This is a genomic window from Vibrio nitrifigilis, assembly GCF_015686695.1.
Lineage (GTDB): Bacteria > Pseudomonadota > Gammaproteobacteria > Enterobacterales > Vibrionaceae > Vibrio > Vibrio nitrifigilis.
Genome location: NZ_JADPMR010000001.1, coordinates 123,068 through 144,767 on the forward strand (window position 1 = coordinate 123,068; position 21,700 = coordinate 144,767).

Sequence of the window (21,700 nt, forward strand, 5' to 3'; positions counted from 1 at the left end):
GAGCAGCATAAGCTTTTTTGCATCGCTCACAGATAAGGATTACTCATGAAAATAGGTAACAGTGCCCACATATTGGCTGAAACATTACAAGCCAGTCAGGCCGCTCAATCAACTACCCAATCTAATCACCCAAATCTCCAACTTGTTCAACAAAACGCCCAGCCACAGCATAATCAAGTTGCGACACTTGCCGCAGAAGGAAGTCATTTACCGCTTCCCAAAGATGTCACACAGCTTGAAAGCACACCAGATGGTCTCCCTGTTGCTAAGCATCAACATAAAAAGCATCACTCCCTTGCGGAATTGTTAAAAAAAGAAGCACAAAACGATGCGCAGGTAGCATCAGGGCAATCAAATAGAGCGAGTTCTTCATCAGCCGTCATGGCTGAACAGCCTGATCAAACATCAACGTCAGCCCACTCAGCCTCTCAAACGCAACAGCCCGATGTATTAGATGCACCCGAACTCACGCTGAAAAATGGCAAAATCTCTATCGGCGAAGGAACGGCAAAACCGGTAGCGGCATTACTAAAAGGCACATTAGGAAAATCTCAGCAGTCCTACATGGTTCATCATTCTGCTCAAAATGGCGCTCATCAGTGGCTCCAGGACACCAAAGGTAGCATTACCTTTGTAGAAACAGATAAACAAGCTGGTTTGCTGGCCATGCACAAGTCCAAACCCATTACGACGGCACATATGCCAGTCATGGGCCGAGAACTTGAAAGTACCCACACACCTTCCAATGCGATGTTGAGTCATACCAGCGGTGTTTATCAAGATGAATCCGGCCAACAAGCGCGTTTGCACGATGGTAAGCTGTACACATTAAGCGAACATGGTACATGGCAAGAACAAGACCACGCCCAAGGAAAGCTGAGCAAACTGGCCAAACAGCCTCAAGGGGCATTATTTGCGGTTGCTGACGGCAAGCACCTCACTCAACTCGGCACTCAATCTTCACTCAATTCAGAAGATAAATCGATTGATGGCTTTGGTGTTAACCAACAAGGCAAGATTGCGTTGCTATTTAAAGGTGGCGATGACAAACCCGTAACCATCGAGTTTCACTCATCAATCGATGATAAAAATGCCCAATCACCCAAGCTACATTTTGAACCGGCGTTAAAAACTGAGCAGACAAAAGATGAATCACCAGATATCCAATCTTTGGGAATAGACGATCATCATGTCTATGCCATCGATAAAGAAAATCGCCTTTTAAAAGCGGATTTACCCCAACAAGGTCAAAATGAGCTCACTTTCCATGAAATGAAACCGTCTGAACTGAAAACGCATTTAGGTGATGACATTCAGCTACAAGGATTTTTACCCGATGACAATGGTAAGGTCGCGTTATTAGTCAAAGATCATTCAGGTCAAGAACATGCGTGCCCGATGATGAACCATCGTGAAGCGTTTACCCCTGGGTGGAACCTTTCGGATGTATTACACATTGATAATACACAAGGTTTAAAAAGCGTTGACCAGCAAACACTGGATGTTGAAGATTTTGGTCGTCAAGGGAAAATGGCCTTACACGACAACAAACTGTTCGCGAAAGATCCGCAAACACAAACATGGCGCGAACAAGCCGACAACATTGATTCATTGCAACGTGGTCAAGATGGTCAAGCTTACGCCTTACAAAAAGGACAGTTAAAAAAAGTCACGGTCAACGAAAAATCTGGTGCCATTCGCTTTGGTAAAGACAACCTATTTTCTCTGCACCACACGAAAGGCGATTTAAGCTTAGATGATGGTCCGAAAGCGATGCCGGAAGGAAAAATCAAAGCGGCAGCGGTCATCAACAGTAACCAACATGTAGCACTGACAGATAAAGGCGAGTTAGTACACACGCACTTACGCTCGGGCACTAGTCAGCCCATCAACCCAGCCCACCCTGTCACACAAAAAGGGTTAACGGGTGAAGTCAAACAGCTGACTATCGATAAAAATGCCAACCTTTATGCGCTTAACGATGAAGGCAAAGTGTTTAAGCTCAGTAAAAAAGATTGGCAAGGTGTGTTAACTCCGCAGGAGAATCATACGTGGAAGCCTGTTGATGTGCCTCAAAGTGATGGCAAGATTCAACAACTATCACTGAACGCCAAACGTAAAGTCACTCTAACCACCGATAATCACCAAACGTTAGAGCTGGGCAAAGCTGATTGGCAATCAACCCACACAGAAGATCCAACCACCAATGTCAGTAAGCGTGATAATCTCTTTTCACGTTTGTCACACGCAACCAAAGGAACAAAAGTCACCAAGCATGGGGCACAAGTTAACGTCACAGCACAGATGGGGGGAATGTCTGGCGCGGAAGGCGGAAAAATAAATAGTAAATGGACATCTCGCCTTAAAGCTCACGTATTTCAGCCTACGATGGATGTACCACGCCCACTGCAAACCTTTGCAGATTCAACTCAACATAATTGGAAAGGTCGTAACGGCCTCGATGGATTATATAAACAGCAACATGCGCTTTATGAAGAACTCGATCTAACCAGCAAAAAAATCCAAGCGGGCGATGTGCCTGAACGTCCACCGCTCGATCTTAAAACCCGTTTAGAGAAGTTGGATTTGGGCGATGAAGCCAAAGGGCTGAAAGCGGCGATCGAAAACTTGCGACACCATGCAGAGAGCAGTGCTGAACATCAATTGATGACGCTTGGACAACATCAAGGCATCATTGATGACGAAGGCGCAATGAAGTTTGATTACAAACCATCGAAAACAAAAGCATTTACCCAATCGTTCAATATCAACCGTAGTGGTCATAGCCTAACGGATGAACTTCTTCCTTTATGGAAACACACTCCAGCGTCGAAAGAGTCTGTTCCTGGCGATATTCTTACCTCATTTTCAGCATTAAAACTGAATATGAGCCATGAGAAAACGGAGATACCACTCGGCCGTCGACGCGATTCTAACGATCAGATGTCACTGGTGAAAGCCCGTTTGGTGCTCGATTCTTTAACCCTGCAAAAACTCGACGGATTAGTCGAAAAAGCCGAGCTGTTATCGGGCAGTAAACCGTCGACAGAGCAGTTAGCTAAATTGGAAAAAGATTTCCTTGCCATCTCAGATAAAGGCTATGAGCAATCACCAGTCAAACAAGCATCCGACAAAGGCATGCAAAGCAGTAAGCAAGCTGAAGAAAACTACGACGTCACTAAGTATTTTACCCGGGCGATGAAAGATGAAAATCATGGGGTTAATTTAATAACACGAACGTCACTTGAATCAAAAAACCAAACTGAGCTCAATCAAGATCTTAAGTCATTACTGCATAGCCTTAAGCCAAGTGATGATGTGAATGTGAGCCGCGGATACAGTGTCGACGCCTCCGTCACATTTGTCCCGACCGCGTTACAAGGCCAAGCGGTCAATATGTTCCCTACTGCTGGCGTCAGTGAAAAACGTAACTATTCGATCGATTTTAACGGTCAAGAAGATGGCGTTCAGGTGACACTCTCAGGAAACTTAGGCCCAGCAGCATCGGCCAACTTCGGGATCAGCAAAAACACGCTGCCTTATATTTTGAATCAGCCAGGAAATGACTTCAAAACGAGCCTTAATAACGGCCAACAATCCTTTAAACCAGACGTGATGGTCGGCGCAGGGATTACTGCGAATGCCAGTCACGCAAAAGACAATGAAATCACATTTACCCTTAAAGGAAACGATATCGATGAATTTGTCGATGGCCTCACCAATGGCACACTCAAGGCCAATGACTTAATTGCTAAAGGCCAAGAGCACGCATCCATTCATGGCACGAAAACCAGCTTTACTTTAGATATGGCGGTTAACATTGGTGCTCGCGCCCGTTTGGACCTGAAAAAAACCGACGATAACACCACATATTTGCGTGCAGGTGTTGGTTTAAGTGCAGGACTAAACTTGGCAACGGCCACCAAAGATCACCTGCAAACTCAGGGCATCGATAATGGTAAAACAGCGGTCACCTCTAAAAATGGCTTACTCAATACGGCCACGGCTGGGGCAAGTGCTGATGTCACCCTAGGCAATAACCAATCATTTGAAGCAGGGCTATTACCTATGCCGGGCAAAATGGCCGTCAGTGCCTCAGCCGCCATTGATAATGCCGTGCGTGTCAAAGGTGAAATGCGTACTAAGCAAGCTGAGCCAGTCACCGATGAAGCCATCACCAAATTAGGTGAAACACTCACCGGTGCTTTCCCAGATAAATCAACCGCTCATGCGATTAAAGAAATCGAAAAACTTCCGACAGCGGATAAAAAACTAGAGGCGATCAATAAACTGTTTGCTGGCGATTCACCACGCATCGCACTTAATGATACTCAGCATTCAGCCCTTAATGATCTGCACAAAACCAACATCCAACATGATGCCGCTAAAATTAACGGTTCAATGTTGGGCGACTGTAAAATGGCCGTCACTAACTACAACCCACAGCAAATGGATAAACTGGGTGCGATTGACTTCCTCGCATCACTTATCGCCCCATCACATAAACGTGCGTTAACTGAGAAAATCACTCATATGATGCAGCAAGACCCTGATTTTGCCTCGATAGTAAATAAAGCACGTTCACATCCTAACACGCACACTATGGTGACATTAGAGCTCAAAGATGATGTGCGCCAGAAGTTAGAAAAGAACTTCGCGAAAGGTAAGATCAATATGGATGAGGTGAAAAAGACACTAGAAAATCCAGAAAACCGTCGCATAAAGTCAATTGCGGTAATGGAGAAAGGCTCTCATAAAGAAGGATTTTCGGCTCCAACGCCACTAATCAGTGGCTCAAGTAGCGCCACTATTTACATGGAACGTGATGCAGGCAGTATCAACTTCAAATATGGCCGCGACCAAGAAGTGCCTCGTACCTATACCGTGGGAGGGGAAATCACCAACCATCAAACAGATATTACCTCTGCGTTGGTTGATCTGAAAAAACAAGGAATGGAAGTGAAAGCGTAAACGTAACGCGGTGGGTGTGTCTGCTCACCGCGTTACAACCCGTTAAAATAACCATAGATATAAAAAATCACCGCAAAAACGGTGATTTTTTATATCTAGATTGCCAGACAATCAGAAATTCAGCCCATGCGGTGCTTAGAATAATTTAATCCAGTGGTAAATGTTCATTCGATATTAGGTCGCTCTCCGATGAATCGGATTCCACATCACTGGTCAACGTATTAAGAATGGCGGTTTCAATCGCTTTCCATGAACAGGTAAATTGCCCAGATTCAACAGATAAGCAAATGGCTTCTGGGGCTATATTTGTATCCGTTTCTAATGTCCAAGGCAGTTGCGTGTATTCATCAAGTAAAGTTTGAATCGCTGCCTCATCTTGTGGATGACAAGCGATGCTACCACTTGAAACAGGCTTTTGGGTTGCCATGATCCTTTCCACAACGGCACGCATTTTTTCGCTGCTATCTAACGAGCTAAACCATTGATTTAAGCATGAATGGAGCACCTGACTGGCTGATTGTTCAATCATGGTCCAACGCTGCTCATCACTGTCATGCAAAGCTTGGAGCAACGAATTGGCTTGTTGCCACGTATCCTGTTCGATCGCTGTCACTTGCTCAGCAGCCTGCTGTTGAGCTTGCTCTTTTGCTTCCTGAATAATATTTAGCGCCGTTTGCTGGGCTTGGTCGATAATCGTTTGTGCCTGTTCACGAGCCTCATCTAACATAGAATCTGCTTGATAGAGCAAGCGAAAATCGCGCGCTTTAAGCTGCGTTGGAATCTGCCGGCCTTGTAGGCATACAAAACTATGCTCTCGTCTAATAAACATGACCATTACTCTTTCTATGCTTGTGGGGAAGAATTGATACGCCAAAGAATGCTGTGCCAAAGCGGTTGTATACGTAGCTCTGGCAATTTGGCATCAGCAAGTTGATTCAATTTACCAATCTGGGAATACGGAAACCATAACCGAAGACGCAGCCAGATATCCTCAGCAACCCATTGTTTGAGAAGCCAAAGACCAAGGGTATCTTGGTGATTACTCATCATCTCGGCAGGTAACCAGACATTGGGACGTAATGCTTTAGCAATATGCCGACACCACTCCGTATCTGATGGAGATAGCCGCTCATTAGCACTACCTCTTAGCGCAATTTCAGACGCTAAATAACATGCTCTTTGCCGCTGATGCTCATCAACTTGTAACCAGCTTATTAGCGTGTTATCTGGGCTTGGAGCATAACAAGAGTTAAGGGCTAATTTAGCTCTTAACCCTTGCGGTGTCATGGCATCAAGACATTGAGACGTCGCAATAAGATCATGATGTTCCGTAAGCTCAGCTAACCAACTGGCATCCATATTTCGCCAAGGTGTATACCAAAACGTGAGCCAAACAGCATCGCGCTCTATTGTCATAAAGATTCACCTGAAACAGGATCTGAACTTTGAGCGGTATTGGTCACTTCACCGCGGTTTTCTGCGTCTGTTTGAGTTTTCTTACGCGAAAACACCCGCTCACGCCACTCAGGTTTTAGGCCGAACACCAAAGCGATAAACAAAATGAATACACTGATAATCGAAACACCGGCCATCGTCTTCCAAAAGGCAATTTGGCTTTTCTCGATTAAAAATGGCCCCCAGTTCACCCACTGTTGCTGCTCATGGTAGACCGCAGCAGGTACAAAGATAACACTAAGGTCATCAGGGTGATCCGATAAGCCAGGAATACTGGTTCTCACTAAACGTAAAATACGCGGACGGATAACATCAGGATCCAAACCTTGGCGATGCTTAATAAACACGGAAGCAGATGCGGGTTGAACAGGTTCACCAGGGGCAACACGTTCAGGTAAAACCACGTGCACACGGGCAACAACCACACCATCAATTTGAGAAATAGTTGATTCCAGCTCTTGTGATAAGGCGTAAATGTAACGAGCTCGCTCTTCCAGCGGAGATGAAATCACCCCCTCCTTTTTGAACACTTCACCTAAATTCGCTCGCGCTTTCTTTGGCAGTCCAGCAGCTTCTAGAATACGCACAGCACGGGCCATATCGCTAGCATCAACAGATACCGTAACCCCTTCTTTATCCGCTGTTTTATCCGCTTCAATATGATGAAATGCCAATTCAGCAATCACATCATTGGCATCATTTTCAGATAATTTTCTATGCAGTTCTACGCTCTGCTGACAGCCACACAGAATTAAAACTAGCAGACACAATAAACCGCGACTATTAAACAACAAACTGTGCATTAGAGATCGCATAACTCTCCTCCAACTACTGCAAACTCGTTACTTTTTCAATGGCTTGCGTACCTTTGCTGATTAACTTGGTCGTAAGTAAACTTTCCAGATAAAAAGATGACAAAGCACGGTTAGCTTGAATAACATCCTTGGGATCACTCGATCGCGATGCTTTTCTCAGTGCGCGGTTAGCATCATTAGACAGATTCTGCAGTTCTTTAGATGACCCTGCTAACTGATCGACAATTCTCTCAGCCACGTTAGGATCGGTTGCCGTATTTTGGCTTTTTATCGTGGCACTAAACCAAGAAATATCATCTTGAGTCGGTGATTGAGTAGGGCGAGAAAGTGATAAAGATGATGACTCGGTGTGAGTCGCTGTAACAGCCGAATGATTTGATTTAATAGCTTCAAATGACATGAGTTCCTCTCCTGGGCTCATGGAAAAAGCAGGTTGGATGCGGCCAAACCTGCCCATCCTATATCGTTTTACTGAGACACTTTATACAGTGAATCACTAATGATTGAGTTACATAGCATCATGCCATCGGAATCCAATTGTGAATTGCCCATGCTTTTGCCATTCATCAACCCTTTAACGTCTTGCATCGCATTTTTAAACTGACCCATTTCTTCACTATTAAAGTCTTTGCGTTTTTCAATACGATTCGCCCACCCCCCTTTCGGTGGCTCGCCATATTTCTCTGGATGTTGATCCATAAATTTGCCAATCGATTTAGCTAAATCTTTATCTTCTCGACCAAATTTATAACGACCGTGACGTTCTTTGATATCGAGGCCATCAATCGCCGTTTCCCCAACATGAGCAGCGAAATTGCCTCCCATAGAGAAACCCGATTCACCCACAGTAGTGAGATCTGAGCTTATTTGGGATGTTCCCCCTAGAGACGAAGAGCCAAAACCAGCTGCACCAAAACCGCTTGATCCCATCCCCATGGAACCAAAACCATTTGATGAGCCAAAACTATTCTGTCCTAGACCACCGCAAGAATTGCCAGATACCCCACCAAGGCTAGAGCCCCCACCTAAACTTGAACTTGAAGAGCCACCACTCATAATTTGCGAGTAGCTGCCATCCATAATGCTGTTAAGCGCATCTTTTAAGCCCTGTTTAAATTGCTTAAATTCATCTGCGTTAAGACCATTATCTTCTTTCAGTTCATTTTTCCAGTGGTCTTTCCCACCAAAAGCCCCAGTTGGACCTGCGTATTTAGCGCTTTGTTTGTCCATAAAGCTCGCGACCATTTCCATAATTGGATTATCGGTCGTGTCATCGAACGTGGCACCGTTATCATTCTTCTTAAATAGTGCTTTAGTCAGAATGTCTGCCATTGTGTCAGCAATACTACTGCTGCTAGAGCCCAAACCACCAAAGCTAGAACTCATACCGCCACGGCTTGAGCCCATACCTGATGAGTTCAAACCACCCATTTGTCCAAAACCAGAAGAACTGGTAATAGAAAGGGTAAGCGTTGCATTAATCATACATTCCTCCTTGAGGAGTTACGTTTATTCATAGCTAGCTCAAAATAAATGGCGACACAGTGGCCGCCATAGAGCTAATCCGAAGATTAGTAGTTAATTGCTTTACCACTTTGGGTCGCAGCGTTGTTCGCTTTGTTCGCAGAGTCAACGTAACCGTTCATGATGCTGTTCACGGTATCAGTTTGCATTTTTTGAGCTTGAGCTGTCGCATTCATCATTGTTGTTTGTGCTGATGTTTGATCCAACATTGTTAGTGCTGATTGAGAAGCTGCTAGACCTGCACCACCTAAACCACTTAATAGACTCATGGTATATTCCTTTTATATCAGACAATTAAAAACTTAATTTTCACTCAACATGCCTCATGCATGTCTCGCTTTCTAAGTGGTAGGCCATCTCGTTCAGTTCCATAACGAATTACATTTTTCCAAGATTTTTTATTCATTGTCTTTTTCATCAACAGGAACTGATTGATTTCATTTGTTACTTATACTCAAGTCACTTGGGTGAGATATGGAAAGGTAATTGCTCTGCTTTAAAGCGGTTTGTCAGCGTCATCTCCAACATAAATGACCTAACTCTTTTGCTCTGCATTAAGAATATCAGTGGAGATAGTCCGATAATGCAGAGGATTAATTTTTAATCATCCTTTGCTTGTCTCAGACACTCATTTTAGTGCCACATATTATGTTAGATTCGCATCTTTTTTAATCACTGTAATTACTAACAAATTAGTTATTATATGAATTTTTTATCAGTTCACAGATAAGTTTTAGGTATTATGGATAGATTAACCTCCTCTTCACTACACGTGGAACCCCTCGCCGCTCTTCGTCAAGAAAATGCGTTATTAAATACATTAGTAGAACAAGTATATTCACCCGCCATTGCGATTATCGACCCAGACAGTGATTTTCATTTCACCTTCGTCAATAAGGCATTTTGCCGCCTATTTCAATTAGATAAAGTTCAGCTTTATCAACTTCAGCCGTGGCATATTAATCCAGAATTTAATCGGGAATATGTGGTCGAACAATGGATGGAACTAAGGCGTAAAGGAACACTCCGGCTGGAAATGACGTCTCATCTCGAAGGACAAGAGCCACGTTTAATCGAGATTATTGCTAACGATTTTTCCGGTCCTTCACCACACAAAATCATTGTGTATTTAAGAGATATCACCCAAGAAAAGGCCGTTCAACTTGAACACGCTCAACAATGTATTCATAGCCAAACGCTGCACATTGAGCAGCAATACCATAATGTGTTTTCCCATATGGCAGACGATATTTTGTTGCTTGAGCTCGATGAAAATAATGACCTCAGAGTCGTAGATATTAATCATTCGGCGGCCAAACATTTCCCTGAACATCGCACCGTAAAACAGTACATTGGTCAAAAGCTCGTTGACTTACTGCCTAAAGAAAATATCGATGACTTAAAACGGTTACAACGCGAATGCTTATCTACAAAGACGACCTGTCATCAATACAACATTTTTTGTCACTTAGACCATCTCTATTACGACCTCACTATGACGCCCCTATTGGACGATCATCTTGAAATCAAACGAGTGGTGGTGGTGAAACGTGATATCACCGATAAAATTTTACGTGAGCAAGAGCGCAGAGCTCGCTCTCAGGAACTGAAAGCATCTGAAATGCAACTGCGTCGCCTTACCGCACATAACGAAAAAGTACGTGAAAATGAGCGTAAACATATTGCCCGAGAAGTGCATGATGAATTTGGTCAGCGCCTAACCGCTTTAAAAATGGGCATTCAAAGTTTGGCTCTTCAGTTACCGCCTTCAGAAACCAGTGAGCGTTTATTTTCTCAGCTACATGACCACCTAACTGAAACCATTACCTTTGCTCGTCACCTTGTCTCTCGCCTGCGGCCGGGTGCATTAGATATGGGGCTAATGGCAGCCCTGGAATGGCTGGTTGATGATTTTCGGCAACGTAATCCAACCTGTTGTTATACCCTGCGCCATAACCATATCGATGTGGAATTTGATGAAGATAGTTCCGTCGCTATTTTTCGAATTGTTCAAGAATCCCTTAACAATGCCTTAAAACATTCCTCTGCGGATCAAGTACAGATCACCTTGCATAAAGAGAGGGAACAGCTCTCTGTGATCATTAAAGACAATGGCTGTGGCTTTGACCCTTCTCAAGTTCATCATGACTCATTTGGTTTGATTGGGATGAAAGAGCGAGTGCTCAACATGTCTGCAGATTTAGAGGTTACGAGCAAGCCTAACGTCGGTACACAAATCACGCTTACCATTTGCCATTTAGATAAGGAGTCATGGGAATGAGTATTAAGCTGCTAATTGTTGACGATCACTCAATTGTCCGCGAAGGACTAAAACAGTTACTTTCCCTCTATGGAGATATCGACATTATTAATGAAGCGAATAACGGCGAACAGCTGTTAGAAAAGCTTCAACACCAAACGCCAGATATTATTACCTTAGATATTGTTATGCCGGGGTTGAGCGGTACACCTTTGATTGAAAACATTAAATCTCAGTATCCTCAAGTGCCGATTTTAATTTTGAGTATGCATAATGAAACACAAATTATTCGCCGTACATTACGCGCTGGGGCGCAAGGTTATCTAACCAAAGATTGTGATGCACAAACCTTACTTGAAGCTATTCGTTCAATTGCAAACGGCGGCCGCTATCTCGAACGAGAAGTGGCTCAAAAATTGGCTTTCGAGCCAGAACCGTTTGAAACCCAAGAAAAACATCAAGTGCTTTCCAAACGTGAATTTCATGTTTTTTGCCTGTTAGCGCGTGGATTAACGGTCAATGACATTGCCGATCAATTACATATAAGCAATAAAACAGTGAGTACGCATAAGTTTCGTTTAATGCAAAAAATGGACTTGTCGAGCAATAGTGAAATCGTGCGTTACGCCCTCAATCACAACCTAATTCAATAAGTTATAAAACATTCAATTCCTCCTGTTTAGGTGGAACCTCCTCGTTATTTCTGCCACTTACCCAAAGAGCAACATCACTACTTCGTTGAGTGGTGATGTTTGCTCCCCCATTGCACTGGTATCAACACCACCAGCTGCACAATCAATGAAACGGTAATAGGAACATAACGGATGATGTCGTTAACTATTCAAGCCGGAACGTCCGGCGCGGGAATGGGTGGAGGCCTTGGTGGTTTAGGTTCATCAGATCTCTCTTCAAATTCAAGTTCACAGTCTTTAGGTCAATCGAGCCTACTGGGTCAAAGTGGCCAATCCAATCCATTAGAACAACTGGTTGGTATGATGGTTCAAGCCTTGATGCAAGGTGGTAGTGGTAGTAGCCAAGGTCTTGGTTCGCAAGACGGTAGCAGCAGTGGCAGTAGTGATATTAGCGATATGCTAAAAGACATGTTGCAACAGCTAACTCAAGGCAATGGCACGTCAGATTCATCATCAGGCAGTTCAGATGACAGCTCTGGTGCTCAAGGACAAATGAGCACTGAAGACCTAATGAAAATGCTGATGCTAATGATGAAAATGATGATGGGAGATTCCAGCTCATCAGGTTCAGACAGTAGTGGTGTCAGTGGATTAGGCAGCAATAGTGGCTTAGGTAGCAGCAGTGGCTTAAGCGATTCAAGCGGCACAGGTTCAGATAGCTTGATGCAGAACCTAGGTCAAAGCTTGGTTGATATCGGTAACAGCTTGATGCAAGGCTCTGGCGAAAGTGCACTTAATAGTGCCATTAGCCCGACTCAAGACGGTGGCGGTCAAATGAATGAAATGCTCACCGATGTGCTAAAAATGGTTGCCAAAATGATGGATAACAACGGTTCTTCATTTGGTAGTTCCGGCCTTGATAGCTCTTCACTTGGTTTAGGTGGAGGCATGGGGAACTCAATGGGCGGAGACTCATCTGTTTCTCTTTCCATTGGAATGAGTTAATCAACCTTAGTTATAAAACCCAAGCTCTCGCTTTGACTTGGGCAGAGCTTGTGGTTACTACTTCAAAGAGACCCTATCAATGACTCAATTACTTTCTAATCCAACTTCGCCTAAAACTTGGCTAGAACTCGTCGAACAAGGCGATGGCTATTTAACCCCAGAACAAAGACAAGCCTTTGAAAAAGCGATCAATATGGTCGTTGAACGTTTAGCGATTACGCTAGGTAAAGGCAACCAGACTCAAGAAGCCCCAGACAATTTTGATTTCGCCCGTTATATCGAGGGACTTGAAGCTCGCTTTATCGCTGATGCAGAAGGTGAAAATGAACTCGAGCAAGATGCCGCTCTGACAGCTGCACGAGTTGTCACTCATATTGCTGAGATCATTCAGAAAAACGCTTAGTATTCTTGAGCCACGGACTCGCTGCAATCCCCCTCCCCCCTCCCCAAGGGGAGGGAGCTTGTTTAACGCTCGCTGTAAATCCGGTGATCTCCATCCAGCTCTGCTCAAAGGCAAGGGCTTGTTCACCGTAAGGTGCGACTCCAGCGTGCTCGATCTGGTTCTCCTCAAAGGCAAGGGGTCGTTCAACGCTCGTGGTAAATCCAGCAATCTTTATTTAGATGGAACCAGCTTTGCGCTGCCGCCACTTATGAAGATATGACTTGTATCGTCACTAACCTAACAGCGTGATATCACCATGAATATTCAGTCTATTTCTCATTCAACACCACAGCTTGCTCCGCTTAATCAACCCGTGATTAAGCAAGCAGAACAAGCTGTAAAAGCTATGTTTAATCCGGCTCAATCCATGGCAGATTCGATGGAAGAAGTGTCGATGAAATTTAGCGAAAGTGTTGAGAAAAATAGTAAAAGCTTAGAAGAGCGTACTATTAAGCCTCGCTCGGAGCAGCGGATAGAAAAGCTTGCCGAACTTTATGAACTGCTGACTAATCACGACACTCAAACACTGAATCAAGAAGCTCGCCGCATCCTATCGCAAGGACAGCAGCAACTATCTATTGAGCTGTTGTTAGATACAGCCAAGGGCGATCCCGCTAAAGCCGAAGTCATTTTACAAAAAGCCCTTTCTGAGGCTCGAACCACCGGACAAACCGATAAAGCTCAGCACTTAGAAACGTTAGGGCAACAGCTATACGAGCAACACGGTGCAGAAGTGATGGCTGGGTTAAATACGGCGGGTGCATTAGCCATGTTTAGCCAAGATCCAGAACACCGCCAAACGTTACGCCAACTTTACTATCAACACATCGTAGGCCAAGGCTCTCTAGCAACCTTATTTGATGCCCTATTAACCCAATTTGATGAAGCTCATTTTGCGCAAGGATTACATACCTTAATCCGCGCATTAACCGATGATTTAGCGGCGCAATTTCCTTCTCTACCCCAAGGTCAACTACGAGTTATCTTAAAAGATCTCACCGCTAGCCAGCAGCTCAGTCATATTCTCAACAGCGTGCAAGTCATGTTACGTAAGCTTGCGGCTAAAGGCATGATTCAATCAATGAGTGCTGCCAAATTGACGAGAAAATTAGTTGAGTTTACACAATCAAGTTTGTACCCCAGAGAAGTAAAAAACCTCAATACAGAAACCGTTGGTGACGATCCTCTCGCTCATGTGGTGTTTCTGAATGCGCTATATCCTTTGGTACAAAAACTGCCACTTCCGCTATGGAAAGATAACAAAGCCCGTCAAAACACCTTGAACGTCATTTTGCGTTTAATGACTGAATACGCCCATTACGAACGCCAACAAGAATCACAAGCAACAAGGAGTACTCCACGCTCATGACTCGCCTTTTTCTACTTCTAAACCGCTTTGCGATTAGCGCGATGAAGCGCTCTGAAATCGTTGGTGCCACGTTTGTTATTGCCATCGTATTTATGATGATCATCCCTCTTCCAACCGGATTAGTGGATATATTAATTGCACTGAATATCAGTTTATCTTCACTGTTAATTGCCTTGGCAATGTACCTGCCTGGTCCACTGGCTTTCTCATCATTTCCTGCGGTGCTGCTGATCACAACAATGTTTCGTTTGGCGCTGTCGATATCCACCACCCGACTCATTTTGTTAGAACAAAATGCGGGTAGTATTGTGCAGGCTTTTGGCGACTTTGTAGTGGGCGGTAACTTAGCGGTAGGCTTGGTGATCTTCTTGATTCTTACCGTTGTGAACTTTTTGGTTATCACCAAAGGTTCGGAACGTGTTGCCGAAGTTGCAGCACGTTTTACGCTTGATGCCATGCCTGGTAAACAGATGTCGATCGACAGCGATTTGCGAGCAGGCCTACTCGAACCAGAAGAAGCACGCCGTCGCCGCGAATTACTCGCCAAAGAGAGTCAGCTATTTGGGGCTATGGATGGGGCGATGAAATTCGTTAAAGGGGACGCAATTGCCAGCCTTGTGGTGGTGTCAATCAACCTTATTGGCGGCTTTGCAATAGGTACGTTACAGCATGATATGAGCGCCAGTGAATCTATGCATCTGTACTCAGTATTGACCATTGGTGATGGTTTGATTGCGCAAATTCCTGCCCTGCTTATTTCACTCACTGCTGGTATGATCATCACTCGGGTCGCTCCTGATAACCAAGAAGTTGATGCGAACATCGGTCGCGAAATGGCTGAACAACTAACCAGTCAACCTAAGGCTTGGATCATTGCCTCTTGCGGAATGTTTGGTTTTGCTTTGTTACCCGGCATGCCCACTATTATTTTTCTCGTCATGGCTGTCATATCACTCACCTCTGGTTTGTTCCAGCTCTATAAAACCTCGCAGCTGGAAAAAATTAATAGCGCTCACAAGGTGGCAGCGGGCACACCAGCCGAATTTAACGGTGAGGAGGATGTTCGTAAGTTCAATCCAGCTCGTCCCTATATATTGCTATTTAACCCTTGCCGAGCGGGTCTAAATGATCCCTTCACTATGGAGTTGATTCGCTTAGCAAGGCGCTGTCGTAACCGTATTGTGGATAAATTTGGTATCACGTTGCCTTCATTCGATATCGACTACAGTGACGCTGTCGCACCTGATGAGTTTCAATTTTGCGTCTACGAAGTGCCGACATTACGCGCAACATATTCAGAGAGTAAATTCGCCCTGCCACTTGCCATTGCCGATGATGAACTCATTTCTCACGGAGAGATTGGTAAGCAAGAACGTCAAGAAGAAAGCTGGCTTTGGTTGCCCACCGAACACCCTATTTTCAGCCGTGAAGATGTGACACCAATAACCCCAATAGCGCTTGTTATTGAACGGCTTGAACGGTTGTTCTTTGCGACTGGGCCACAATTTATTGGCCTTCAAGAAGCCAAAGCGATTTTAAGTTGGGTGGAGCAAGAACAATCAGAGCTTGCCCAAGAATTACAGCGCGTGTTACCCACCTCGCGCTTTGCTGCCGTTTTGCAACGGTTAGCTGCCGAATGCGTGCCACTACGAGCCATCCGCCCCATTGCTGAAGCGTTAATTGAACATGGCCAATATGAACGCGATGTAGGCGCTTTAACAGACTACGTGCGCATTAGCCTTAAAGCTCAGATTTGCTACCAATACACCACCGATGCTGGATTACACGTATGGTTACTGACCCCAGAAGCGGAAGAGTTATTACGTGATTCTCTACGCCAAACCCAAACAGAATCGTTCTTTGCCCTCCCTCAACAAGCGAGCCATTTGCTGGTTGAGCAATTACGCCAAGCCTTTCCGGTATTAGCATCACCTCGTCCTGTATTGCTAGTCGCGCAAGACTTGCGCCGCATTCTGCGCAATTTACTGCAAGATGAGTTTAACCATATTCCAGTGCTCTCTTTTACGGAGCTGCAAAGCACTGCGCAGATTAATGTTTTAGGACGAATAGCCTTAGAAGGTTAATTGGGAACCGAACACTCAATCGAACCACTCAATGGGTAATCATGAGCAGGCATGCTCATGGTTATTCCAGCCAATCCTGAAAAACTGTTGATGGTTTTTAGTCCCTATTCAGTGGTTTGGTTTTCTTGTTACTTTTATTTGTTAGTGAGTACTTACCATGTATGAGTTACGTGTTTTATCAGGAGTAAATCGCGGTGCATCCTTACCTCTTATCGGTGAGCACTGGCAGATTGGCTCAAATGACTTGGCCGATTTAGTGTTACTGGACGCAGGAATTTTCCCGATTCACTGCGAATTAGTATTTGCAGATGAACAATGGAGCATTGTTGCTCAATCTGGCGAAGTGACCAACCGCGAAGGCCACGTGCTTTCGCAACAAACACCAATAGAGGCAGGTTCGCTATTCGGTTTAAACGGTGTCTGGTTGACCGTTGTGGCAGCGGGTGAATCGTGGAATATTCCACTACCGGAAGCCCCCAGCCAAGAGAACGAGAGTCTCATAACTTCACGCCCAGCAAAGCGTAAAACCCTATTGCCGTTTCTATTTGGTTTTATTAGTGCAGTTACAATCGCAGCCACCAGCACTTGGGCCGCATTGTATCCCGACAATCAGAGCAATATTAAACGACAAGTTGAAGCACCTAAAATTGCAGATAAGCGCCAATCATTACCTCAAGCGCTCGATGTAGAAAAGACCTTGGAAACCATGCTGACTGAGCGTGAACTGAATGCACCTCTCACTCTGCACCACTCAAGCAAAAGTGTGCAAATGAAAGGGGCACTGACTCAAGCTCAAAGTCAAAAGTTAGAGCGCATGTTGGCACGTTTTCACCAGCAATATCGCACACCAATTACGATTGAAAACAGTACCTCATCTATCAAACACTCTTTGCCGTTTAGTATCGTACAAATTACGTCTGGCCCAATGGCGAGTGTTGTCACATCAAAAGGACAACGCCTGTTTGTGGGTGATGAAATTCAGGGGTTGCGCTTAGTCTCAATCGACAGTGGCAAAGTGATATTCAAAGGTAAGAGTGAGTTTGAAATCTCATGGTAATGTCGACTCCATCGCTCGATCAGTGGTGTCATGACAAGTTAGCGCACCTGAACCATCTTGATTGCGTTAAGGTGCAAGGCGTTGTCAGTGACATTAATGGTATTTTGCTAGAAGGTTTATTACCTAAAGCGCGTATTGGCGATCTATGTACCATTCGCAGTCATGGCAAAGAAACGCTTGCAGAGGTGATGGGCTTTACCCAACAAAAAGTGTTGCTTTCAGCACTAGGGAATCTAGAAGGCATCGCGGCCGGAGCTGAGATTACCCCTCACTATGTTCAACATCAAATCGAATGCAGCTATGCGTTACTTGGGTCAGTACTCGATGGTTTCGGCCGCTGTTTATCCGGTGAACATGCGGCATTTTCTTTGCAATCAACCCGCCCCACTTTTCCCGTGATCAACGATGCACTGGCCCCGACACAAAAACCACGAATTAGCCAGCCACTTCCGACAGGTTTAAAAGCGATCGATGGCTTAATGACCCTCGGTGAAGGCCAACGTGTTGGGGTATTCGCTGGTGCAGGTTGTGGTAAAACCACGCTGCTCGCCGAACTAGCGCGTAACATGCCATGCGATGTCATTGTGTTTGGCTTAATTGGTGAACGTGGACGTGAACTGCGTGAATTTCTCGATCATGAACTTGATGAAGAACTGCGTTCTCGATGCGTTTTAGTGTGCAGTACATCAGATAAAACCAGTATGGAACGCGCACGCGCAGCTTCAACAGCCACCGCGATTGCGGAAGGTTTCCGAGCTCAGGGAAAACGCGTGCTATTACTGATTGACTCTTTAACCCGCTTTGCCCGCGCACAGCGAGAACTCGGCCTTGCTGCGGGTGAACCACCGGGTCGCGGCGGATTTCCACCATCGGTTTATACCATGCTGCCACGCCTAGTGGAGCGTGCAGGTAACATGGAAGGAGCCGGTTCGATTACAGCGCTTTATACGGTGTTAATCGAGGGGGATGTGATTGCTGGCGATCCCATTGCTGATGAAGTGAGATCTTTACTCGATGGGCACATCGTTTTATCGCGCAAGTTGGCAGAAAAGAACCATTATCCGGCCATTGATGTGTTAGGCAGCTTAAGCAGGATAATGACCAACGTCACCGACCCACACCATCAGCAGGCATCCGGTACGCTGCGCAATTTACTCGCGGCCTATAAAGACATCGCCATGCTCATCCAGTTAGGCGAATACGAAGCGGGTAACCACGCATTGACAGATTATGCCGTAGAGCATTACCCGGCCATTTTGCGCTATTTACAACAAGGGATGAGTGATCCCATAGAGTTTAGCGACATCCTTACACAATTACAGGACATCACGCTGTATGCGCCGACGGATGCTCATTGAAGACAAAGACATTGAGCCTCAAAGCACACTGGATGAGCAACAACAGATGCTCAATGACACACTGGTGTTACTCAAACCCATTCGAGACCATCGCTACTTAAAAAGCCAGCGTCAATGGCGCAAAGAAAAACAGGCTCTGCGCCAAATAGAACAGGTATATCAACAAAAACAGCAGCAATTAGCGAATCAAGAACAACAACAAATCGACATGCGTAACAAGCTCGATAACCAACACAAAAATAAGCCCATCACGCAGCTCACTCTTCAAGAATGGATGGCCGCTGAACGTGACTTAATCATTGAGATTCAAACAACACAGCAAGCATTACAAACGTTACAGCTTAATTTAACAGAGCAACAGCAGCGGGTTGAACACGCCCAGCAAGCCATGACTCTCCAGCAAAAAGAAGTGACTAAGTTAGATGAAATGCAACGTTGGATAAAGGAGTGATTATGAAAGTCCATACACCGCCGCCCCAACATCATGAAGAGCCTCAGCAGCAAGTGAGCAATAAACCGCGCAATAAACAAGAATCGAATAAATCGTCCCAACACTTGGCCGCTTCACTGCCCGAGTTAGCATTATTTCAACATTATCTATCTCCCGAGAATTCACCTTCGTTTGCTGGCGAAGTGGAAGAGTCTTTTCGCTCTGCTCGTTGGAATGAGCCACTTTGTGATCAACTCTGCCAAGCACTGCCAAAAACAGGGCAATCATCATTAGCAACAGATTTTTCTTGCCAGATTTTGCTCCCCAACGCGGGCGAAGTACAGATGGATGCTTTTATGGAACAAATGACTTGGCATATTCGCCTCAAGTTCTCTCAAAAAGAAGCCTTCACTCAAGCCAAAAATCAACAACGCTATCTTGAACGCAAATTACGCAAAACGTTAGAAGCGCCTGTTTCACTCACTATTACCTCTGCGTAAGGATCTGTTATGACGCCATTTCTTGCCCAACGAAAACTGATTTCTACCCCACATTATTTAGCATCGCAATATATAGGACGAGGATTAACTTCCCGGTATGAAACCGCATTGGGAGAGCTTGTTTTTACTCTGCGTCACCTAGAGAGCTCGTCTCACAACCCCCTAACGTATTTTGCGACGCAACACGGCACACTGGCACTACCCACATCGGGCTTAGAAACTTGGCTAAACCAGTTGTCATCACTGCCATACCCAGCCCCACTGAGCACTGAAGACAATGAACACGCTTGGCAATATGAGCTTTATTGCCAGCATATTTACCCGGCACTTCAGCCATTACTCATTCCCTTCACCACATTAGACAATCCATCAGAGATAATCGAAGGCCAATGGTTTGAGCTGATATGGCAACACAACAACCAACATGGATCGGTCGAGATCTTCACGATCCCCGCTACCATTGCTAGTTGGCTGAGTTCTGGAACTTGGCAGCCCATCAATGAGCTCGATCTCGCTTCATTGCATTGTTCTAGCCCTCTTACTCTGGGTTGTTGCGCTAACGTTTCCTCACTTGAGCAAGGCGATATCGTCATGCTCAGCACGACTTATTTTTCGCCAACCGGATCAGGCGCGATTTCATTAGCAGGTTTGCAAGTTGATATTGAATATCTATCGAGTGGAACTCAACCGCAATATCAGGTCACTCAGGTAACAACATCTTCTGCTTTTGAGGCATTACGAACCGATATGAATGAGTACGACTCTGACCCATTTCACTCTTCTTATGAATCTGACTACGACCAAGCATCGTCATCGCATGATGCACACCTAACGACGTCACTTAAAGTCGTAGCAGGTCAAATCACACTCACTCTGGCTGAACTGCGTCAATTGGGCCCAGGTTCTGTATTGCTTCCTCAAGGAGAAGCCGCTGGGTTTGCTAGCCTATTCCACGGTTCAACCCGCATCGCTCGTGGTGAAATAGTGACGGTTGAAGGTCAGCTTGGCTTGCAAGTGACTGAGGTATTACTTCCAAGCCAAACACCATCAGTGAACACTAGCGATGAATCTTACTCCGACCAAGCAGCGTTGGATGAATCAGCAGAAATGGAGTCGCAAGCATGGGATTAGGCCAAGTCGATCCACTCCTGTTTGCACTGTTTCTAGGTGGGTTATCACTGCTGCCAATCTTACTCATCGTGTGTAGCGCATTTCTGAAGATTGCCATGGTGTTATTAATCACCCGTAACGCAATGGGGGTGCAGCAAGTGCCGCCCAATATGGCCATTTATGGTATTGCGCTGGCAGCAACGCTCTTTGTCATGGCTCCCGTCTTTCATGACATTCAGGGGCGGGTAAAAGAAACACCGCCAGATTTTAGTACGCTAGAGGCGATGCAAGAGAGCGTCAATCACATTATAGGCCCACTGCAGCAGTTTATGGAAAAGAACGCAAACCCTGACGTCGTCGCCCATATTATGGACAATACCGCACGTCTCTGGCCCAAAAGCATGGCTCAGGAAGTGACCAAACACGATCTCTTAGTGGTGATCCCATCATTCATGCTTTCAGAACTGCAAGCTGGGCTCCAGATAGGCTTTCTTATCTATATTCCCTTTATCGTTATTGATCTCATCGTCTCCAATGTGCTGCTCGCACTTGGCATGCAAATGGTATCGCCCATGACCATTTCCTTGCCGCTGAAAATACTACTGTTTGTACTCGTTGATGGCTGGAGTCGGCTATTAGACGGTCTGTTCTACTCCTACATTCATTAACGAACAGGTAAAGGATAAGT

The 21,700-nt window shown here is 45.2% G+C and carries 19 protein-coding genes; 13 read left to right on the top strand and 6 right to left on the bottom strand.

What is annotated here, in order from left to right:
• Nucleotides 1-45: 45 nt before the first annotated feature.
• On the top strand, nt 46-4,971 hold the full coding sequence (locus tag I1A42_RS00540; protein WP_196122291.1) for an AvrE-family type 3 secretion system effector: 4,926 nt from the start codon (nt 46-48) through the stop codon (nt 4,969-4,971).
• 145 nt (nt 4,972-5,116) lie between these two features.
• Here the strand turns inward: I1A42_RS00540 and I1A42_RS00545 are convergent, their stop codons facing one another.
• The 6 genes from I1A42_RS00545 to I1A42_RS00570 form a co-directional block, all read right to left on the bottom strand.
• On the bottom strand, nt 5,117-5,800 hold the full coding sequence (locus tag I1A42_RS00545; RefSeq protein ID WP_196122293.1) for an HrpE/YscL family type III secretion apparatus protein: 684 nt from the start codon (nt 5,798-5,800) through the stop codon (nt 5,117-5,119).
• Nucleotides 5,801-5,814: 14 nt separating this feature from the next.
• The gene (locus I1A42_RS00550; protein ID WP_196122295.1) at nt 5,815-6,387 is read right to left on the bottom strand and encodes a hypothetical protein; all 573 of its coding nucleotides are present in this window, start codon (nt 6,385-6,387) and stop codon (nt 5,815-5,817) included.
• Entirely contained in the window at nt 6,384-7,241 is an 858-nt protein-coding gene (sctJ, locus tag I1A42_RS00555; protein ID WP_230389322.1) for a type III secretion system inner membrane ring lipoprotein SctJ, read from the bottom strand. The genes I1A42_RS00550 and sctJ overlap by 4 nt, the downstream gene beginning before the upstream one ends.
• Nucleotides 7,242-7,254: 13 nt before the next feature.
• A complete protein-coding gene (locus I1A42_RS00560; RefSeq protein WP_161157560.1) occupies nt 7,255-7,641 on the bottom strand; it encodes an EscI/YscI/HrpB family type III secretion system inner rod protein in 387 nt (128 codons plus the stop codon).
• A gap of 68 nt (nt 7,642-7,709) precedes the next feature.
• Nucleotides 7,710-8,726, bottom strand: a complete 1,017-nt coding sequence (locus I1A42_RS00565; protein WP_196122297.1) for a hypothetical protein — start codon at nt 8,724-8,726, stop codon at nt 7,710-7,712.
• Between the two features lie 86 nt (nt 8,727-8,812).
• On the bottom strand, nt 8,813-9,034 hold the full coding sequence (locus tag I1A42_RS00570) for an ATP-dependent helicase HrpA (protein WP_161157562.1): 222 nt from the start codon (nt 9,032-9,034) through the stop codon (nt 8,813-8,815).
• A gap of 473 nt (nt 9,035-9,507) precedes the next feature.
• Between I1A42_RS00570 and I1A42_RS00575 the strand changes: the two genes are divergently transcribed.
• From I1A42_RS00575 to sctR, 12 genes are all read left to right on the top strand, one after another.
• A complete protein-coding gene (locus I1A42_RS00575) occupies nt 9,508-11,046 on the top strand; it encodes a sensor histidine kinase (protein WP_196122299.1) in 1,539 nt (512 codons plus the stop codon).
• Nucleotides 11,043-11,678, top strand: a complete 636-nt coding sequence (locus tag I1A42_RS00580; RefSeq protein WP_161157564.1) for a response regulator transcription factor — start codon at nt 11,043-11,045, stop codon at nt 11,676-11,678. The genes I1A42_RS00575 and I1A42_RS00580 overlap by 4 nt, the downstream gene beginning before the upstream one ends.
• A gap of 171 nt (nt 11,679-11,849) precedes the next feature.
• Nucleotides 11,850-12,662 (top strand): hypothetical protein, encoded by an 813-nt coding sequence (locus tag I1A42_RS00585; protein ID WP_196122301.1) that lies wholly within the window; start codon nt 11,850-11,852, stop codon nt 12,660-12,662.
• Nucleotides 12,663-12,741: 79 nt separating this feature from the next.
• Nucleotides 12,742-13,065 (top strand): HrpW-specific chaperone, encoded by a 324-nt coding sequence (locus I1A42_RS00590; RefSeq protein ID WP_161157566.1) that lies wholly within the window; start codon nt 12,742-12,744, stop codon nt 13,063-13,065.
• A 295-nt stretch (nt 13,066-13,360) separates the two neighbouring features.
• Nucleotides 13,361-14,473 carry a type III secretion system gatekeeper subunit SctW gene (sctW, locus tag I1A42_RS00595; protein ID WP_196122303.1) on the top strand — a complete coding sequence of 371 codons (1,113 nt, stop codon included), beginning with the start codon at nt 13,361-13,363 and terminating at the stop codon, nt 14,471-14,473.
• Nucleotides 14,470-16,557 carry a type III secretion system export apparatus subunit SctV gene (sctV, locus tag I1A42_RS00600; protein WP_196122305.1) on the top strand — a complete coding sequence of 696 codons (2,088 nt, stop codon included), beginning with the start codon at nt 14,470-14,472 and terminating at the stop codon, nt 16,555-16,557. The genes sctW and sctV overlap by 4 nt, the downstream gene beginning before the upstream one ends.
• Nucleotides 16,558-16,714: 157 nt before the next feature.
• Nucleotides 16,715-17,614 carry an FHA domain-containing protein gene (locus tag I1A42_RS00605; RefSeq protein ID WP_196122308.1) on the top strand — a complete coding sequence of 300 codons (900 nt, stop codon included), beginning with the start codon at nt 16,715-16,717 and terminating at the stop codon, nt 17,612-17,614.
• Nucleotides 17,608-18,972, top strand: coding sequence for a FliI/YscN family ATPase (locus I1A42_RS00610; RefSeq protein ID WP_196122310.1), 1,365 nt, complete (start codon nt 17,608-17,610; stop codon nt 18,970-18,972). Before I1A42_RS00605 ends, I1A42_RS00610 begins: the two co-directional genes overlap by 7 nt.
• Nucleotides 18,950-19,423 (top strand): hypothetical protein, encoded by a 474-nt coding sequence (locus tag I1A42_RS00615; protein ID WP_196122312.1) that lies wholly within the window; start codon nt 18,950-18,952, stop codon nt 19,421-19,423. The genes I1A42_RS00610 and I1A42_RS00615 overlap by 23 nt, the downstream gene beginning before the upstream one ends.
• Nucleotides 19,424-19,425: 2 nt before the next feature.
• Complete coding sequence (locus tag I1A42_RS00620; RefSeq protein WP_196122314.1) at nt 19,426-19,902, top strand: hypothetical protein; 477 nt, start codon at nt 19,426-19,428, stop codon at nt 19,900-19,902.
• Nucleotides 19,903-19,911: 9 nt separating this feature from the next.
• Nucleotides 19,912-21,033: a FliM/FliN family flagellar motor switch protein gene (locus I1A42_RS00625; protein ID WP_196122316.1), complete on the top strand. Its 1,122-nt coding sequence runs from the start codon at nt 19,912-19,914 to the stop codon at nt 21,031-21,033.
• A complete protein-coding gene (gene sctR, locus I1A42_RS00630) occupies nt 21,024-21,680 on the top strand; it encodes a type III secretion system export apparatus subunit SctR (protein ID WP_161158531.1) in 657 nt (218 codons plus the stop codon). Before I1A42_RS00625 ends, sctR begins: the two co-directional genes overlap by 10 nt.
• The last annotated feature ends 20 nt before the right edge of the window (nt 21,681-21,700 follow it).

Excerpts from the sequence above, each read along its gene's own strand:
- sctR (WP_161158531.1), top strand. The coding sequence starts at position 21,024 with ATGGGATTAGGCCAAGTCGATCCACTCCTGTTTGCACTGTTTCTAGGT.
- I1A42_RS00590 (WP_161157566.1), top strand. The coding sequence starts at position 12,742 with ATGACTCAATTACTTTCTAATCCAACTTCGCCTAAAACTTGGCTAGAA.
- sctV (WP_196122305.1), top strand. The coding sequence starts at position 14,470 with ATGACTCGCCTTTTTCTACTTCTAAACCGCTTTGCGATTAGCGCGATG.
- I1A42_RS00565 (WP_196122297.1), bottom strand. The coding sequence starts at position 8,726 with ATGATTAATGCAACGCTTACCCTTTCTATTACCAGTTCTTCTGGTTTT.
- I1A42_RS00585 (WP_196122301.1), top strand. The coding sequence starts at position 11,850 with ATGATGTCGTTAACTATTCAAGCCGGAACGTCCGGCGCGGGAATGGGT.
- I1A42_RS00605 (WP_196122308.1), top strand. The coding sequence starts at position 16,715 with ATGTATGAGTTACGTGTTTTATCAGGAGTAAATCGCGGTGCATCCTTA.
- I1A42_RS00615 (WP_196122312.1), top strand. The coding sequence starts at position 18,950 with ATGCGCCGACGGATGCTCATTGAAGACAAAGACATTGAGCCTCAAAGC.
- I1A42_RS00540 (WP_196122291.1), top strand. The coding sequence starts at position 46 with ATGAAAATAGGTAACAGTGCCCACATATTGGCTGAAACATTACAAGCC.
- I1A42_RS00575 (WP_196122299.1), top strand. The coding sequence starts at position 9,508 with ATGGATAGATTAACCTCCTCTTCACTACACGTGGAACCCCTCGCCGCT.
- I1A42_RS00580 (WP_161157564.1), top strand. The coding sequence starts at position 11,043 with ATGAGTATTAAGCTGCTAATTGTTGACGATCACTCAATTGTCCGCGAA.
- sctJ (WP_230389322.1), bottom strand. The coding sequence starts at position 7,241 with ATGCGATCTCTAATGCACAGTTTGTTGTTTAATAGTCGCGGTTTATTG.
- I1A42_RS00570 (WP_161157562.1), bottom strand. The coding sequence starts at position 9,034 with ATGAGTCTATTAAGTGGTTTAGGTGGTGCAGGTCTAGCAGCTTCTCAA.
- I1A42_RS00545 (WP_196122293.1), bottom strand. The coding sequence starts at position 5,800 with ATGTTTATTAGACGAGAGCATAGTTTTGTATGCCTACAAGGCCGGCAG.
- I1A42_RS00610 (WP_196122310.1), top strand. The coding sequence starts at position 17,608 with ATGGTAATGTCGACTCCATCGCTCGATCAGTGGTGTCATGACAAGTTA.
- I1A42_RS00620 (WP_196122314.1), top strand. The coding sequence starts at position 19,426 with ATGAAAGTCCATACACCGCCGCCCCAACATCATGAAGAGCCTCAGCAG.
- I1A42_RS00550 (WP_196122295.1), bottom strand. The coding sequence starts at position 6,387 with ATGACAATAGAGCGCGATGCTGTTTGGCTCACGTTTTGGTATACACCT.
- I1A42_RS00560 (WP_161157560.1), bottom strand. The coding sequence starts at position 7,641 with ATGTCATTTGAAGCTATTAAATCAAATCATTCGGCTGTTACAGCGACT.
- sctW (WP_196122303.1), top strand. The coding sequence starts at position 13,361 with ATGAATATTCAGTCTATTTCTCATTCAACACCACAGCTTGCTCCGCTT.
- I1A42_RS00625 (WP_196122316.1), top strand. The coding sequence starts at position 19,912 with ATGACGCCATTTCTTGCCCAACGAAAACTGATTTCTACCCCACATTAT.